We start from the raw sequence: 13843 nt of genomic DNA, 5'->3' as shown, positions 1-13843 counted from the left end.
AACACGGCACGGCTAGGGCATCCCCGCGAGAGCCCTGGTCCGGACGCTGCCATGAACCACCCGAAGGCCCGTCTCCGCCTCCGGTCGGCCTGGGCGGCGGCCGTCACGCTGGCCCTTCTCGGCCTCGCGCCCGCGCCGCTCGCCGCGCAGGAGGGCGCCGCCGCCGTCCAGGACGTGACGGTCAACGACGTGGTGATCCCGCTGGGCGGCACGCTGCTGAAGGCTCCGAAGCTGACGGCCAGCGGCACCCGCCTCTCCAAGGAGGATCTCGCGGCGATCCTGCGCCCGGACTCCAACGTGCCCTGGGAGCAGCGCCTCGCCCGGCTCGACGCCGGCAGCCTGACCGTCCCGGTCCTCGTCTCCGAGAACGCGGGTCCCGGCGAGAACCGGCAGACCGTCACCTACCGCGACGTGGTCGCCCGCGACATCCGGGCCGGCCGCGTCGGCGAGCTGACGGCGGCCGGCGCGACGGTCAGCTCCGTCGCGGGGCCGAACCGCGGGTCCGGGACCTACGGTCAGGTGCGCGCCACGGACCTGGATCTCGCCGCGCTCAGCCGGCTCTACACGGTGCCCGGCGACGGCAAGGGACCGGTCCAGCGCGTCTACGGCACCATCCAGGTCTCGGACGTCACCTACTCGGACGCGCGCGGCACCACCGTGAAGATCGCCCGCCTCGACGGCCGCGACCTCGGCGGCCGGCAGGTCCCGGACGGCTGGAGCGGCGCCTTCGCCATCGTGGCGAACGGCTTCGACGGCGCCAGCGACCGCCGACCGCTGGCGGCCGCCGCCGCCGATCTCATCGACGCCACTTCGGTCGGCAGCCTGGAGATGCAGGGCCTGAGCGTCAGCGACACCGATCCGAAGGGGCCGGTGCTGTTCGAGATCGGCCGGGCCGCCTACACCTCCTCGGGCTCCGAGGGCGGTACCACCCTCGACAACCTGTCGATGACCCGCGGCGCGCTGCGGATCCATGTCGGCCGCGTGGCCGCGCTGGGGACCTCCCTGGCGCCGACCGTCGCGACCCTCCAGGGCATTGCCGCCGAGCCGACGGGCGGCGCCGGCTTCTCCGACGTCGAGATGCGTCGCCTGACGCCGAAGCTCGGCACGCTCACCCTCACCGACCTGTCGATCGACCTGCCGCCCGAGGCCGAGGCCGAGCGGGCGCCCCCCCGCGACGTCCGGCCCCCGGCTCGCGGCACCCTGCCCGAGCCGGGCCGGTCGGCGCGGACACCCGAGCCCGGGCCGGCCGACAGGACCGCGGATCCCCTGGCGGTCACGGTGTCGCCGCGGCCGTCCCCCCGCGTCGCGCTGCGCGAGGCGGCCCTGGCCTTCGGCCCGCTGACCGATGGCGTGCCCAGCGCGACCCGCATCAGCCTCACCGGCCTGAGCCTGCCCGCCGACCTGCTCGCGGGCGCGCCGCTCCTCGGCCTGCTGCCGGCCTACGGCTACCGAGACCTCGATCTCGACCTCGTGGCCGACGCGAGCCTGGACGAGAAGGCCCGCGACCTCGCCCTGCGCGAGGTCACGATCTCCGGGCGGGACATCGGCACCGTCCGCCTGTCCGGCACGCTCGGAGGCATCGGGCCCGAACTGTTCTCCGGTACCCTGCCGGCGGCGACCATGGTGATGTTCTCGGGCAGCGCCAAGACCATGAACCTGACGGTCGAGAATGCCGGCCTGTTCGAGCGCTTCCTGGCCGCGCAGTCGAAGGATCTCAGCCTCAAGCCGGACGAGCTGCGCAAGGAATACGTCACCGCCAGCCTGCTCGGCGTGCCGATCATCCTGGGCAACAGCGCGGCCGCCAAGGGGATCGGCGCTGCCATGGGCCAGTTCGTGATGAAACCCGGCAAGCTCGTGGTGCACGCCAAGTCCAAGGAGCCGGCGGGGATCGGCTTCATCGACCTGGGCGCGGCGCGCTCACCGGCCGCCGTCCTCGACCGGCTCGAGGTCGAGGCGAAAGCGAACTGAGGGACGCCGCGATCGGCCGAGGCCGTGGCCCGGCTCCGAAGGCGACGCCCGCATATCTGGAAGGGCCGCCCATGCTCGCCGTCCGCCTCTCGAAGGCCGCCCTCGTCGGCGCCCTGGCCCTGACCTGCACGCTGGTCGTGTACGGCAACGTCACGGAGCCGGCTGTGAACCTCGCCTTCGTGCAGCACGTGCTGTCGATGGACACGATCCTGCCGGATTCGGGCATCGCCGACCGCGCGATCACCGATCCGACACTGCAGCGCGGCGCCTTCGCGATGATCGTCGCCGGGGAGGCTGTCACGGCGCTCCTGCTCTGGATCGGCGTCGCGCTGATGCTCGCGCGGCTGCGGGCCCCGCGCGGCGACTTCGACCGGGCCAAGACCTGGGCGATCGCCGGCCTGAGCGTCGGCTTCCTGGTCTGGCAGGCGGGCTTCCTGGGCATCGGCGCCGAGTGGTTCGGCATGTGGATGTCGAAGGTCTGGAACGGCCAGCAATCCGCCTTCCGCTTCGCCATGACGGTCCTCGGCGTGATGATCTACGTCGCCCTGCCCGAGGCCGAGGATCCGGAGGCGGGCCGCAGAGGCTGAGATCGCGCGGCCAGCGCTGCCCCGACGCGGGGGCTGTCGTGCCGACCGCGTTCTCGGAGTTCGCCGCACCGCCACCCGGAGCGATCGGGAATCGCGATCAGTTCGTTCCATAAATTCTGTTGGATTGAACGCTTGGCGAGAGGGATGGTGGCTCCCTGTTCCGGAGCCGAGCCGTGTCGCGCAGGACCAACCCTCTTTCGATCGCGTGCCGCATCCGCGGTTCCGTAGCCAGGCTTGGCTCCCGCCTCGCGGTCAGCCTCGGAGCCGTCGGCCCGAGGCGGTCGAGGTCGCGATCGTCGGCCGGGTCCTGGACCTGCACCCTCGCTCGCCGCGCCCACCGCCGTCAGCCTCCACCTGATCCGCCTTCTCGGCATCGCGTGATGCCCGGGCCCGGTTCGAGGAGCGTCAGGAGAGAGATCGGACCGCGGAACCGCGATCTGCAAACCGCAGAGCAACGGTCATCGAGTTACCCCACGCCGTTGAGGAGACATTGCCGTGAGCCAATCCGCCCTTCCCCGCCGTGCCGTGCTGGCCGGCCTCGGCCTCGGAGGCCTCGCTGCGGCCGCCCCGGCTTGGGCCGCCGGCACGGTCAGACTCCCCCTGCCCGGCGGTCCCGACCAGCGCGCGGTCACGACCGCCTTCCCCGGGAAGGGCGCGATGATCCTGCAGCGCACCCGGCCGCCACTGCTGGAGACACCCTTCGCGGTGTTCGACGAGGGCGTGTTCACCCCCAACGACCGCTTCTACGTGCGCTGGCACTGGGCCGAGATCCCGACCGCGATCGACGTGCCGTCCTTCCGTCTGACAGTGCGCGGCCACGTCGAGACGGCCCTGTCGCTGTCCCTCGACGCACTCGCCGGCATGCCGCGATTCGAGATCGCGGCGGTCAACCAGTGCTCGGGCAATTCGCGGGGCCTGTTCGTGCCGCGGGTCCCCGGCGCGCAGTGGGCCAACGGCGCGATGGGGAACGCCCTCTGGACCGGCGTGCGCCTGAAGGACGTGCTCGACCGCGCGGGCGTGAGGGCCGGGGCCGTACAGGTGCGCTTCGCCGGCCTCGACGAGCCGGTCGTGAGCGACGCGCCGCACTTCCGGAAATCCCTCGCCCTTGACCATGCCCGCGACGGCGAGGTGATGATCGCCTACGCGATGAATGGCGCGCAGTTGCCGCTGCTGAACGGCTTCCCGCTGCGCCTCGTCGTTCCGGGCCGGTACTCGACCTACTGGGTCAAGATGCTGTCGGACATCGAGGTTCTGGACAGGCCCGACGATCAGTACTGGATGGAGACGGCCTACCGCATCCCGGACGTGCCGGGAGCCAACGTCCGGCCCGGCCAGACCGGCTTCAAGACGGTGCCGATCGACCGCATGGTGCCGCGCGCCTTCGTGACGAACCTGCAGGACGGCGCCCGGGTCGCGGCCGGCGCGCCGGTGGCCGTGCGCGGCATCGCCTTCGGGGGCGATTGCGGGGTCAGGTCTGTGGAGATCTCGACCGACGGCGGCGCGTCTTGGGCGCCGACGCGGCTCGGGGCCGACGCGGGCGCCTACAGTTTCCGCCGCTTCGACGTCGGCTTGCCGGCCCTCGCGACCGGCACCCGCGCCGTCAAGGTCCGCTGCACCAACACGAACGGACTCGCGCAGCCGATGGACCCCGTCTGGAACGGCGCGGGCTTCATGCAGAACGGCGTCGAGACCGTGACGCTCCAGGTCGCCTGAGGAGGAGTTTCATGTCCCTGACGCCAATAGTGCGCTGCCTGGCCGCGCTCGCCCTGATCCCCGTCTCCGCGGCCGCCGCGCCGGAGCCGATGCGCTTCACGTCGCAGCAGGTCGAATGGCCCACGTCCGATCAGGTCTTCCCGGCGGGACCGGGCGCCGAGGCGATCAGCAACACCTGCCTCGCCTGTCACTCGGCCGGGATGATCCTCACGCAGCCCGCCCTGTCGAAGGCGCAGTGGAGCGGGATCGTCGACAAGATGATTCACAGCTACAAGGCCAGCGTGGATCCCGCCGACCGGCAGGCCATCATCGACTATCTCGCCGCGCTGAAGCCGCGGCCCTGACTGCGCCGCTCACGGCGCCCCGTCTCGGATCAGGCCGAGCAGGGCGTCCGCGGCGCGGCTCCTGTACCGCTCCCTATGGCGCAGCATCCGGAAGGTCCGTGCCGGCAAAGGGAACGGCGGCGCGACGAGCGCGCCGGCGGCCAGCTTGCTCGCCACGACCGCCTCCGACAGGACGCTCGCACCGGCCCCGGCCTCGATCGCGGCGAGCACGGCCTCGTTGGAGGGCAGCTCGAGCGACACCGCCACATCCGCGAGCGCCAGCCCCGCCACCGCGAGCGCCGCCTCGAAGGCGGAGCGCGTTCCGGAACCCGCCTCGCGCAGCACCCACGGGTGGCCCGCGAGATCGGCGGCCGTCAGGGTCTCCCGGGCCGAGAAGGGGTGGCCGGCCGGCACGACGAGCACGAGCCGATCCTGCGCGACCGCCGCGCTCGCCAGGACCGGATCCTCGACCTCGCCCTCGACGAAGCCGAGTTCGGCCGAACCATCGGCGACCGCCCGCGCCACCTCCGCGGTGTTGCCCACGGCGAGCCGGATCGTGATGTCCGGATGGGCGGCCCGGAACGCGACGAGATGGCGGGGCAGCCAGTGGCTGGCGATGGTCTGGCTCGCGTGAACGCGCAGGCTTCCCCGCCGCAGGCCGCTCAGGTCGGCCAAGACCCGCTCGGCCGCCTCGGCGCGGGCGAGGACCGCGCGGGCCTCTTCGAGGAAGACGCGACCGGCATCGGTCAGCTCGATCCCGCGGCCGACCCTGTGGAACAGCTTCACCGCGTGGCGCTCTTCCAGCCCGGACACCGCGGCGCTGACCGCGGACTGCACGATGTTCAAGGCCTCGGCCGCGCGGGTGACGTGCTGACGCTCTGCGACCGCCACGAAGATGCGCAACTGATCGAGGGTCATCGACGGGCTCTGCGACCGCGAGGGACGATCCAGGCTACCACGCCTTCGCGCTGCGCCCTGTCGTGAGCGCGAGCGCCGTCGCGGCCAGCGCCAAGGGTGCGAAGGACACCCAGAGAACCGTGTCCCAGCCGTAGCTCGTCAGCAGGCCCCCGGACGAGAACGAACCGAGCGCCACCATTCCGAACACGATGAAGTCGTTGATCGACTGCACCCGCGTCCGCTCCTCCGGGCGATGACAGTCCAGCACCATCGCGGAGGCGCCGACGAAGCCGAAGTTCCATCCGACGCCGAGGAGGATGAGGGACAGCCAGAAATGCCCGACGTCCGCGCCCGCGAGTCCGACGAGCGCGGCCGCCCCCGTCAAGGTGAGGCCGGTCGCCACCACGCGGGACGCGCCGAAGCGCGTGATCAACCGCCCGGTGAAGAAGCTCGGGCCGTACATGGCGATGACGTGCCACTGCAGGCCCAGATTAGCATCCTCCTGCGCGTGGCCGCACAGGCGCATGGCCAGCGGGGCGGCCGTCATGACGAAGTTCATCAGGAGGTAGGACACGGCCCCGCAGATCACCGCGATCACGAAGCGCGGCTGCGCGAGGATGACGGCCAGCGGTCGTCCGCCCGAGACGGACCCGGCGGCCGGCCGCGGCAGGCGAACGCCCGCCAGGATCAGGGCGGCCGCGGCGGCGACGGCGGCCTGGGCCAGGAAGGTGGCGGCGAACAGGTAGGGAGGCCACAGGTCCATGGTGTGGGTGACGAGCTGCGGCCCTATCACCCCGCCGAAGACGCCGCCGGCCATGACGGCCGACAGCGCCCGCGGGCGGCGATCGGCCGGAACGCAGTCCGCGGCGGCGAAGCGGAACGAGAAGACCACGGCCGCGTAGGCGCCCCCGAGGAACATCGCCCCGCAGAACAGCCAGAAACTGGCCGCGACGATCGCCCAGGCCGAGAGCAGGCCGACGAGCACGCCGCACCCGGTGCCGACCATGAAGGCGGTGCGGCGCCCGTGGCGCCTGGCGATGCTGCCGGTCGGAAGGGCGCAGGCGGCCATCCCGACCACGAAGATCGAGATCGGCAATGTGGCCAGGACCTTGCTGGGCGCGAGCATGTTGCCGACGACCGCGCCCGTCGCGAACACGACGGTCGAGTTCGCGCCGGCGAGGGCCTGCGCGACGGCTAGCCTGACCACATTGCCGGTGCCCGACCGGTCGGCGACGGGCGCGCGGTCGATGGCCGAGGGGGACGTGCGGGACATCGGGACGCTCTGGATTCGACAAGGCTCCGCGGCCGGCCGGTGCGACGAGGGCACCGGTATAGCGGCGGCGTTCCCGTCCGTATCGCGATGCGATGACAAACCGTGCCGCCCGGTCCTTCGCCGCGACTCGCGTATCCGGGCCGATCGGCGCCCGCTCGCCGCAGGATCGCCCGCCGTGCGGCAGCGATCCCGAGCGGTCGCGCCTGCCGCGGCTCTTCAGCCCTGTAGGCTTTCGCCCCACCGCCCGACACGGCCTCCGCCGCGTCGCTGAAGGTGCCGCGTTCCAGCACCTCCCGCGCCGCGTGCGCGAGACCGCCGAGGACCGCCCGCGCGAACCACCCGCCGATACTGATCCGCACCTCCCTCGGGCGCCCCTACGCCAATCGGGTCCCGCGGGGGGATGGCCTGCCTGGCCGGGGATCGTCCGAGGTTGAGATGGAGGGAGGTTCAACGATCCGTTCTGGAGGCGCGCTGAACGCAGTGGCCGATCTGGACCGATGGCATCGGCCGAACGGCCGGCGCGACACGCGTCACTGCGCGATGATCTCCGGATGCTGCGCGGCGAGGTTCGCCCGCGTCGCCTCGGCCCAGGCGCGGTCGCGTTCCCGGCGCGGCCGGTCGAGGCGGACGTCGGCGATGAGACTGGCCGGGCGCCGCGACACGAGGAGCAGCCGGTCTGCGATCCCGATCGCCTCGGCGACGTTGTGCGTCACCATCAGCACGCTCATGCCGGCCCGGTCCACCGTGTCCACCACGAGGCCGCGCAGCTCCGCGGCGGCGGCGTCGTCGAGGGACACGAACGGTTCGTCGAGGACGAGGACGCGCGGGCCGTCGGCCAGGGCGCGCGCCAGCGCCACGCGCCGCTGCATGCCCAGCGACAGGGCCTTCGGGTAGCGCGTCCGCCACGCCGTCAGGCCGAGCCGCGCGAACAGATCGTCGAGATCGCGCCCGCGTCGTGCCCGGGGCAGGCCGAGGCGGACGTTGTGCTCGACGCTGCGCCAGGGCAGCAGCCGCGGCTCCTGGAACACGATGCCCGCCCGGTCCGCGCCGGAGACGCGGCCCTCGAAGGCGGTGTCGAGGCCGAGCAGGATCCGCAGGGTGGTGGTCTTGCCGGCGCCCGACGGCCCGATCAGGCAGACGATCTCCCCGGCGCCGACGCCGAAGGTCAGGTTCCGGACGGCCTCGACCGCCTCGGCCCGGGCGGGCCGGTACCATTTCGACGCGATCGCGACCTTGAGGACGGGCTCAGCGCCAGCGACGGACATAGGCTTCGAGCCGCTGGAGGAGGAGGACGTCGATGCCGATCATCACGGCCATGAAGACGAGGCTGTAGCCGATGATGGCCGCCACGTCGGTGCTCTGGACGAAGTAGTAGTTGATCGCGAAGCCGACCCCGTCCGGGCGCCCGAGCAGCTCCACGACCAGCACGATCTTCCAGGCGAGCGAGAGGCCCGACCGCGCCGCCGTGACCATGTAGGGCTGGAGCTGCGGGATCAGGATGTCGCGGGCCCAGCTGCGCCGGTCGAGCCGGTAGGCGCGGGCCATCTCGTCGAGCCCGGGATCGAGATTCCGCGCGCCCTCGCGCACGATCACCGCGACGTTCGGCAGCTTGTTGAGCACCACCGCCAGGATCGCGGCGGTCTCGGTGAGGCCGACCCAGACATAGGCCAGGACCGTGATCACCAGGGCAGGCGTGTTCAGGAGGACTAGCAGCGGCGTGTCGAGGGTGAGGTCGGCGGCCTTGGACCGTCCGAGCGCGACGCCGAGGAGGACGCCGAGGACCATCGCCACGGTGAAGGAGATCGCCACGCGGAGCAGCGTCATGCCCACGTTGTGCGCGAGGTCGCCGCGCTCCGCCTCCTGAACGATGAAGCGCAGCACCGCGAGGGGCGCCGGCAGCAGGCGGGAGCCCGCCTCCATCGCGGCGAACTGCCAGGCGGCGAGGAGCACGGCCAGGGACGCGATACGGGTCAGCGCGCCCATGCGGTCCCGATGATCCTGATAGTCTTGACGGTCGACACGCGCGCCCGCCGGGCGGCCGCCTCAACCATTGCGGCCGGTGTAGTAGAGGTCCGGCGGGAGCGCGTTGCCCTTTCCGACGAGGCGGGCGCCGCCGAGCCGCGCCATCACCGCGTAGAGCTTCTCGGCGTCGGCGCGCTCCTCCGCGATGGAGCGGCGCGGTATGCCGGCCAGGAAATCGTGCTTCAGGGCCTCGAAGGTCGCCTCGTCCTCCGCCGCCATCAGCGGGCGTACGATCTCCCACGTGCTCGGGTCGGAGGCGAGCATGTCCTTGGCGGCGCGCGAGGCTCGGGCGAAGGCCGCCACGGCCGCGGGCTTCTCCTTCACGGTGGCGTCCTGGAACAGGTAGCCGATCAGCGCCACGTCGCCCGGGACCCCGAGGGCGTGCATGATGTCCTCGGCCCCGACCAGCTGCCGATAGCCCTTGGCCTTGAGGCGGGCGCAGTAGGTCCAGTAGGTCAGCGCCGCGTCGAGGGCGCCCTGCTCCAGCTTCAGCGTGATCAGCGGCGGGGCGCCGTAGGCGATCTCGGCGGCCTGCTCGAGGTCGATGCCGGCCGCGTCCTTGGCCTGTGCCCGGAGGAGGAGCCAGTTCTTGTCCAGGGGGCCGCCCGCCACCCCGAGGCGCTTGCCCGCGAGATCCTTGAGGCTCTTCACCGGGCTGCCGCCCGGTACCATCACGCCGCCCTCGGAGGTCGAGTACGGGATGAAGCGGACCGCTTGGCCGTCGTTGCCGAGGCGGGCAGCCCAGAGCAGGTCGCCGATGATCGTGTCGACCTGCCCGCCGATGAAGCTGATCCGGGCCGCGTCGTTGCCGGCGAGCTTGACCGCGTCGAGCTCGAAGCCGTTGGCCGTGTCGAGGCCGCGGGCCTTGATCACCGCCGCCTCCCAGGTGGACGTGCCGAAGGGCAGGCTGCCGAGGCGGATCGTCGGCACGTCGGCGCGCGCCGCCCGCAGGCCGAGGCCGCCGAGCAGGCCCCCGGCGAGCATCGCGCGCCGTGACAGCATCACGCCTTCTCCCATCGTATTGCGCAGTCTTCAGCGGCGGCAGACTGGAGTGCCGATCGAGCCGGACGCCATTGCCAAAAGGTCATAGGGCTCACACCGGTTTCCGTCCACCGTGGCAAACACGCTTGCGCGCAACCGGCCGCGGCGGCACCCTCGGCCGCGACGGTTTCATCGGAGATGGATCATGAGCGAGCGACGCGAGGGCGCACTGGACGACGCGACCGTGGAGGCGCGGCTGAAGGCCGAGCTGCCCGCATGGCGCCTGGAAGACGGGTGGATCCGGCGCACCTACAAGACATCCGGCTGGAAGAGCACACTGATGGTGATCAACACCGTCGGGCACCTGGCCGAGGCGGCCTGGCACCATCCCGACATCACGGCGTCCTACGCCTGGGTCGAGGTCCGGCTGATGAACCACGCGGCCAAGGGCATCACCGACAAGGATTTCGCCCTCGCCCGGAAGATCGAGGAGGTCGTCTCCTGGCAGCCGGGCCTGGAGGGACAGGGGCTCGAGGGCACCCCGACCGATCCGCGCTTCGCCTACATCAAGTACGAGAAGTAGCGGCCGCCGTGGGCGTCACCGCGGCTCCTTCACTCGGCGGCACTCCGTCTTCAGGTAGGCGGTCTTGCCGATCTCCTCGCGCAGCTCGGTGCGGGCGATGATCTCCTGCCAGCCGGTGGCGCAGCCGAGTTCGTTGGCGACCCGGACCTTGCGGACCTCGAGCGCCTGGGCGTCCGTGCAGGACTCCTGCGCGATCCCGTTGGCGCAGACCAGGACGACGGCGATGAAGGCGTTCATGGGCAAGACGGTCCTCGGTTCCGTCGCACCCTACGCGCGGGAGTACGGCCGGGTTTCCGGCGGTGCGGTCCAACCCGCGTGAAACTTGGTCACGGTCGGCCCGCCCTGAGGGGGCGGAGGGGCGGGCCGACCGTTCCTCGCGGCGCCCGCGGGCGCCGCGATCGCGTGATCCGGCCGATCAGCCGGCGTGGGGCGCCGGCGCGCCGCCCGTCTCCGGGCGGATGCGGTAGCAGCCGATGTAGAGGGCGGGCAGGAACAGGAGCGTCAGGAAGGTCGCCGCCAGGATCCCGCCGATCATCGCGAAGGCCATCGGCCCCCAGAACACCTCGCGGGCGATGGGGATCAGGCCCAGGCTCGCCGCGGCGGCGGTCAGGAGGATCGGCCGCATACGGTGGTGGGTCGCCTCGAAGACCGCCTGCCAGGGCGCCATCCCCTCGGCCCGGAACTCCTCGATCTGGCTCACCAGGATCACCGCGTTGCGGATGATGATCCCGATGAGCGCCAGGATGCCCAGGATGGCGACGAAGCCCATCGGCTTGTCGAACAGGAGCAGCGCCGGCACCACGCCGATCAGGCCGAGCGGTGCCACGGTGAAGACGAGGAGCATCCGGCCGAAGCTCTGGAGCTGCATCATCAGCAGGAACGCCATGGCCAGCAGCATGACCGGGACCACGGCCGCGATCGGGCCCTGGCCCTTGGCGGATTCCTCGACGGCGCCGCCGGTCTGGACCGTGTAGCCCTCCGGGAGCGCCTTGATGAAGGCGTCGAGACCGGGCTGCAGGGCGGCCACGATGGTGGCCGGCTGGGTCGCGTCGTGGATCGTGGCGCGCACCGTCACGGTCGGGAGGCGGTCCCGGCGCCAGACGATCGGCTGCTCGAGATCGTAGCCGATCCGCGCGAAGGCGAGCACCGGCACCACCGTGCCGTTTGCGAGACCGACCTGCAGCGACTGCAGGGTGTCCAGCGACGACCGCTCGGCGGCGCGGGCGCGGCCGACGACGTTGACGAGGTAGATCGAGTCCCGGACCTGCGTGATCGCCTGGCCGCCCTCGATCCCGTTCAGGATGCCGGCGACGTCCTGGCTGGTCACGCCGAGCTGGCGCGCCTTGTCCTGGAGGATCTCGACGCGCAGCACCTTGCCGGGCTCGTTCCAGTCGAAGGTCGGCACGTCGAGGCGCTTGTCGGCCGCCACCACGTTGGCGAGGTCGAGCGACAGGCGGCGCACCGTCTCCATGTTCGGGCCGCTGAGGCGGTACTGCACCGGCCGGCCCACGGGCGGCCCGAGGCTCAGGGGCTGCACCAGCACGTCGGTGCCGACGAAGTCGTGCAGGCCGATCGTCTGCAGGCGCGCCATCACGCGGTCGCGCACCTCCAGCGACTTCGTGACGATGACGATCTGGCCGAAGAACGCGTTGGCGAGCTGCTGATCGAGCGGGAGGTAGAAGCGGACCGCGCCCTCGCCGACGTAGGACGACCAGCTCGTCACGTCCGGATCGTCCTTCAGGTTCGCCTCGAACCGGTCCATCTGCGCCCGGGTCTCGGCGATGGTGGCGTTCTGCGGAAGGGTCAGGTCCACCAGCACCTCGGACCGGTCCGAGGACGGGAAGAACTGCTGCTGCACGTGCCCCATCCCGACGATGGCCGCCGCCATCAGCCCGAGACAGACCACCACCGTCGTCCAGTGCCAGCGCATGGCGAGCCGCAGCGCCCAGACGAACAGGCGCGTGAAGATCCCCTCCTTCTCCGTGTGGTGCTTCATGGTCTTCGGCAGGAGCGTGACGCCGACGAGCGGCGCGAACAGGACCGCCACGACCCAGGAGACCAGCAGCGAGGCCGCGATCACCACGAACAGCGAGTAGGTGTACTCGCCGGCGCCGGAGCCGTTGAAGCCGATCGGCAGGAAGCCCGCCACCGTCACGAGCGTCCCGGTCAGCATCGGGAACGCCGTCGACGTGTAGGCGAAGGTGGCGGCCTTCCGCAGCGTGTCGCCCCGCTCCAGGCGGGCCACCATCATCTCGACGGTGATCATGGCGTCGTCGACGAGGAGGCCGAGCGCGATGATCAGCGCGCCGAGGGAGATGCGCTGGAGGGTGACGTCCATGATCTGCATGACGACGAAGACGATCGCCAGCACCAGCGGGATCGACACGGAGACGACGAGGCCGGCCCGGACGCCGAGGCTCACGAAGCTCACCCCCAGCACGATGATGACGGCCTCGACCAGCGCCTGGGTGAAGCCGCCGACCGCGTGCTCGACCTGCTTGGGCTGGTCCGACACGAGATGGACGCCGACACCGAGCGGCAGGGTGGCCTCGATGGCGCGCATGCGCTCCTTCAGCGCCTCTCCGAAATGCAGCAGGTTGGCGCCCGGACGCATCGCGATGGCGAGGCCGATCGCGGGCTTGCCGTCCACCCGGAACAGCGGTGCGGGCGGATCCTCGTAGCCGCGGCTGATCTCGGCGATGTCGGCGAGGCGAAAGAAGCGGTCATTGACCCGCAGGTTGAAATCCTGGAGCGAGGCCTCGGAGGCGAAGGAGCCGCTGACCCGCAGCGAGATGCGCTCCGGCCCGGCCTGCACCACGCCGGAGGCCGAGACCGCGTTCTGCGCCTGCAGGGCCTTGATCAGGGCCTGGAAATCGATGCCGTAGCCGGCGAGCTTCCGGGTGGAGAAGTCGAGGTAGATCGTCTCGTCCTGCGTGCCGATCAGCTGGGTCTTGCCGATATTGGGCACCCGCAGGACCTCGGTGCGGATGCCCTCGACGTAGTCGCGCAGCTGCCGGTGCGTCAGGCCGTCGGCCGTGAACGCGTAGATATTGCCGTAGACGTCGCCGAACTCGTCGTTGAAGAACGGACCCTGCACGCCCTCCGGGAACTGACCCTTGATGTCCCCGAGCCGCTTGCGGACCTGGTAGAAGGCCGGCTGGATCTCGTTCTTCTTGAGCGTGTCGCGGAACTGGACGAAGACTGTCGACGATCCGGGCGTCGTGTAGCTGCGGACGAAGTCGAGGCCGTTGAGCTGCTGGAGCTCCTTCTCGACCCGGTCGGTGACCTGATCGAGGGTGTCCTTGATGGTCGCGCCCGGCCACGTGGTCTGCACCACCATGGTCTTGATGGTGAAGGGCGGATCCTCCTCACGGCCGAGGCGGGTGTAGGCCATCAGGCCCGCGATCAGCGAGACCAGCATGAGGAACCAGACGAACGAGCGGTGCCCGAGCGCCCAGTCGGAAAGGTTGAAGTCCTTCACGCGAAAACCCCGTGC

The 13843-nt window shown here is 71.3% G+C and carries 12 protein-coding genes and 1 pseudogene; 5 read left to right on the top strand and 8 right to left on the bottom strand.

Translation table 11 applies throughout. The features are described from left to right. The first annotated feature begins 51 nt into the window (after nucleotides 1-51). From BMY19_RS06620 to BMY19_RS06605, 4 genes are all read left to right on the top strand, one after another. Complete coding sequence (locus tag BMY19_RS06620; RefSeq protein ID WP_100251236.1) at nucleotides 52-1968, top strand: hypothetical protein; 1917 nt, start codon at nucleotides 52-54, stop codon at nucleotides 1966-1968. A 71-nt stretch (nucleotides 1969-2039) separates the two neighbouring features. Next, the gene (locus BMY19_RS06615) at nucleotides 2040-2555 is read left to right on the top strand and encodes a DUF2165 family protein (protein ID WP_091676862.1); all 516 of its coding nucleotides are present in this window, start codon (nucleotides 2040-2042) and stop codon (nucleotides 2553-2555) included. Nucleotides 2556-3050: 495 nt separating this feature from the next. Next, a complete protein-coding gene (locus BMY19_RS06610; protein ID WP_100251235.1) occupies nucleotides 3051-4268 on the top strand; it encodes a molybdopterin-dependent oxidoreductase in 1218 nt (405 codons plus the stop codon). 11 nt (nucleotides 4269-4279) lie between these two features. Further along, nucleotides 4280-4612: a sulfite:cytochrome C oxidoreductase subunit b precursor gene (locus BMY19_RS06605; protein ID WP_100251234.1), complete on the top strand. Its 333-nt coding sequence runs from the start codon at nucleotides 4280-4282 to the stop codon at nucleotides 4610-4612. Nucleotides 4613-4621: 9 nt separating this feature from the next. On the opposite strand, the gene BMY19_RS06600 is transcribed toward BMY19_RS06605, so the two are convergent. The 6 genes and pseudogenes from BMY19_RS06600 to BMY19_RS06575 all read right to left on the bottom strand — a co-directional run bounded on the left by BMY19_RS06600 (nucleotide 4622) and on the right by BMY19_RS06575 (nucleotide 9785). Next, nucleotides 4622-5509, bottom strand: a complete 888-nt coding sequence (locus BMY19_RS06600) for a LysR family transcriptional regulator (RefSeq protein ID WP_100251233.1) — start codon at nucleotides 5507-5509, stop codon at nucleotides 4622-4624. Between the two features lie 34 nt (nucleotides 5510-5543). Further along, nucleotides 5544-6761 (bottom strand): MFS transporter, encoded by a 1218-nt coding sequence (locus BMY19_RS06595; protein ID WP_100251232.1) that lies wholly within the window; start codon nucleotides 6759-6761, stop codon nucleotides 5544-5546. Between the two features lie 248 nt (nucleotides 6762-7009). Further along, a pseudogene (locus tag BMY19_RS31760) lies at nucleotides 7010-7117 on the bottom strand (isocitrate lyase/phosphoenolpyruvate mutase family protein); the annotation flags it as partial. A gap of 174 nt (nucleotides 7118-7291) precedes the next feature. Then, complete coding sequence (locus BMY19_RS06585; protein ID WP_100251231.1) at nucleotides 7292-8026, bottom strand: ABC transporter ATP-binding protein; 735 nt, start codon at nucleotides 8024-8026, stop codon at nucleotides 7292-7294. Beyond that, entirely contained in the window at nucleotides 8007-8744 is a 738-nt protein-coding gene (locus BMY19_RS06580; protein ID WP_056528723.1) for an ABC transporter permease, read from the bottom strand. Before BMY19_RS06580 ends, BMY19_RS06585 begins: the two co-directional genes overlap by 20 nt. Before the next feature lie 60 nt (nucleotides 8745-8804). Next, complete coding sequence (locus BMY19_RS06575; protein ID WP_100251230.1) at nucleotides 8805-9785, bottom strand: ABC transporter substrate-binding protein; 981 nt, start codon at nucleotides 9783-9785, stop codon at nucleotides 8805-8807. Between the two features lie 184 nt (nucleotides 9786-9969). On the opposite strand from BMY19_RS06575, the gene BMY19_RS06570 reads away from it, so the two are divergent. Further along, the gene (locus BMY19_RS06570; protein WP_020092026.1) at nucleotides 9970-10347 is read left to right on the top strand and encodes a 4a-hydroxytetrahydrobiopterin dehydratase; all 378 of its coding nucleotides are present in this window, start codon (nucleotides 9970-9972) and stop codon (nucleotides 10345-10347) included. 15 nt (nucleotides 10348-10362) lie between these two features. On the opposite strand, the gene BMY19_RS06565 is transcribed toward BMY19_RS06570, so the two are convergent. Beyond that, on the bottom strand, nucleotides 10363-10584 hold the full coding sequence (locus BMY19_RS06565; protein ID WP_020092025.1) for a hypothetical protein: 222 nt from the start codon (nucleotides 10582-10584) through the stop codon (nucleotides 10363-10365). A gap of 178 nt (nucleotides 10585-10762) precedes the next feature. After that, nucleotides 10763-13828, bottom strand: a complete 3066-nt coding sequence (locus tag BMY19_RS06560) for an efflux RND transporter permease subunit (RefSeq protein WP_100251229.1) — start codon at nucleotides 13826-13828, stop codon at nucleotides 10763-10765. Nucleotides 13829-13843: the final 15 nt, after the last annotated feature.

Source organism: Methylobacterium sp. UNC300MFChir4.1 (assembly GCF_900110155.1).
Classification (GTDB): domain Bacteria; phylum Pseudomonadota; class Alphaproteobacteria; order Rhizobiales; family Beijerinckiaceae; genus Methylobacterium.
The sequence above is the reverse complement of the archived record's forward strand: the minus strand, read 5'-3'. Positions and strand labels throughout refer to the sequence as shown.

Coding starts and splice junctions, on each gene's coding strand:
- BMY19_RS06620 (WP_100251236.1), top strand. CDS start 52: ATGAACCACCCGAAGGCCCGTCTCCGCCTCCGGTCGGCCTGGGCGGCG.
- BMY19_RS06615 (WP_091676862.1), top strand. CDS start 2,040: ATGCTCGCCGTCCGCCTCTCGAAGGCCGCCCTCGTCGGCGCCCTGGCC.
- BMY19_RS06605 (WP_100251234.1), top strand. CDS start 4,280: ATGTCCCTGACGCCAATAGTGCGCTGCCTGGCCGCGCTCGCCCTGATC.
- BMY19_RS06600 (WP_100251233.1), bottom strand. CDS start 5,509: ATGACCCTCGATCAGTTGCGCATCTTCGTGGCGGTCGCAGAGCGTCAG.
- BMY19_RS06595 (WP_100251232.1), bottom strand. CDS start 6,761: ATGTCCCGCACGTCCCCCTCGGCCATCGACCGCGCGCCCGTCGCCGAC.
- BMY19_RS06585 (WP_100251231.1), bottom strand. CDS start 8,026: ATGTCCGTCGCTGGCGCTGAGCCCGTCCTCAAGGTCGCGATCGCGTCG.
- BMY19_RS06580 (WP_056528723.1), bottom strand. CDS start 8,744: ATGGGCGCGCTGACCCGTATCGCGTCCCTGGCCGTGCTCCTCGCCGCC.
- BMY19_RS06575 (WP_100251230.1), bottom strand. CDS start 9,785: ATGCTGTCACGGCGCGCGATGCTCGCCGGGGGCCTGCTCGGCGGCCTC.
- BMY19_RS06570 (WP_020092026.1), top strand. CDS start 9,970: ATGAGCGAGCGACGCGAGGGCGCACTGGACGACGCGACCGTGGAGGCG.
- BMY19_RS06565 (WP_020092025.1), bottom strand. CDS start 10,584: ATGAACGCCTTCATCGCCGTCGTCCTGGTCTGCGCCAACGGGATCGCG.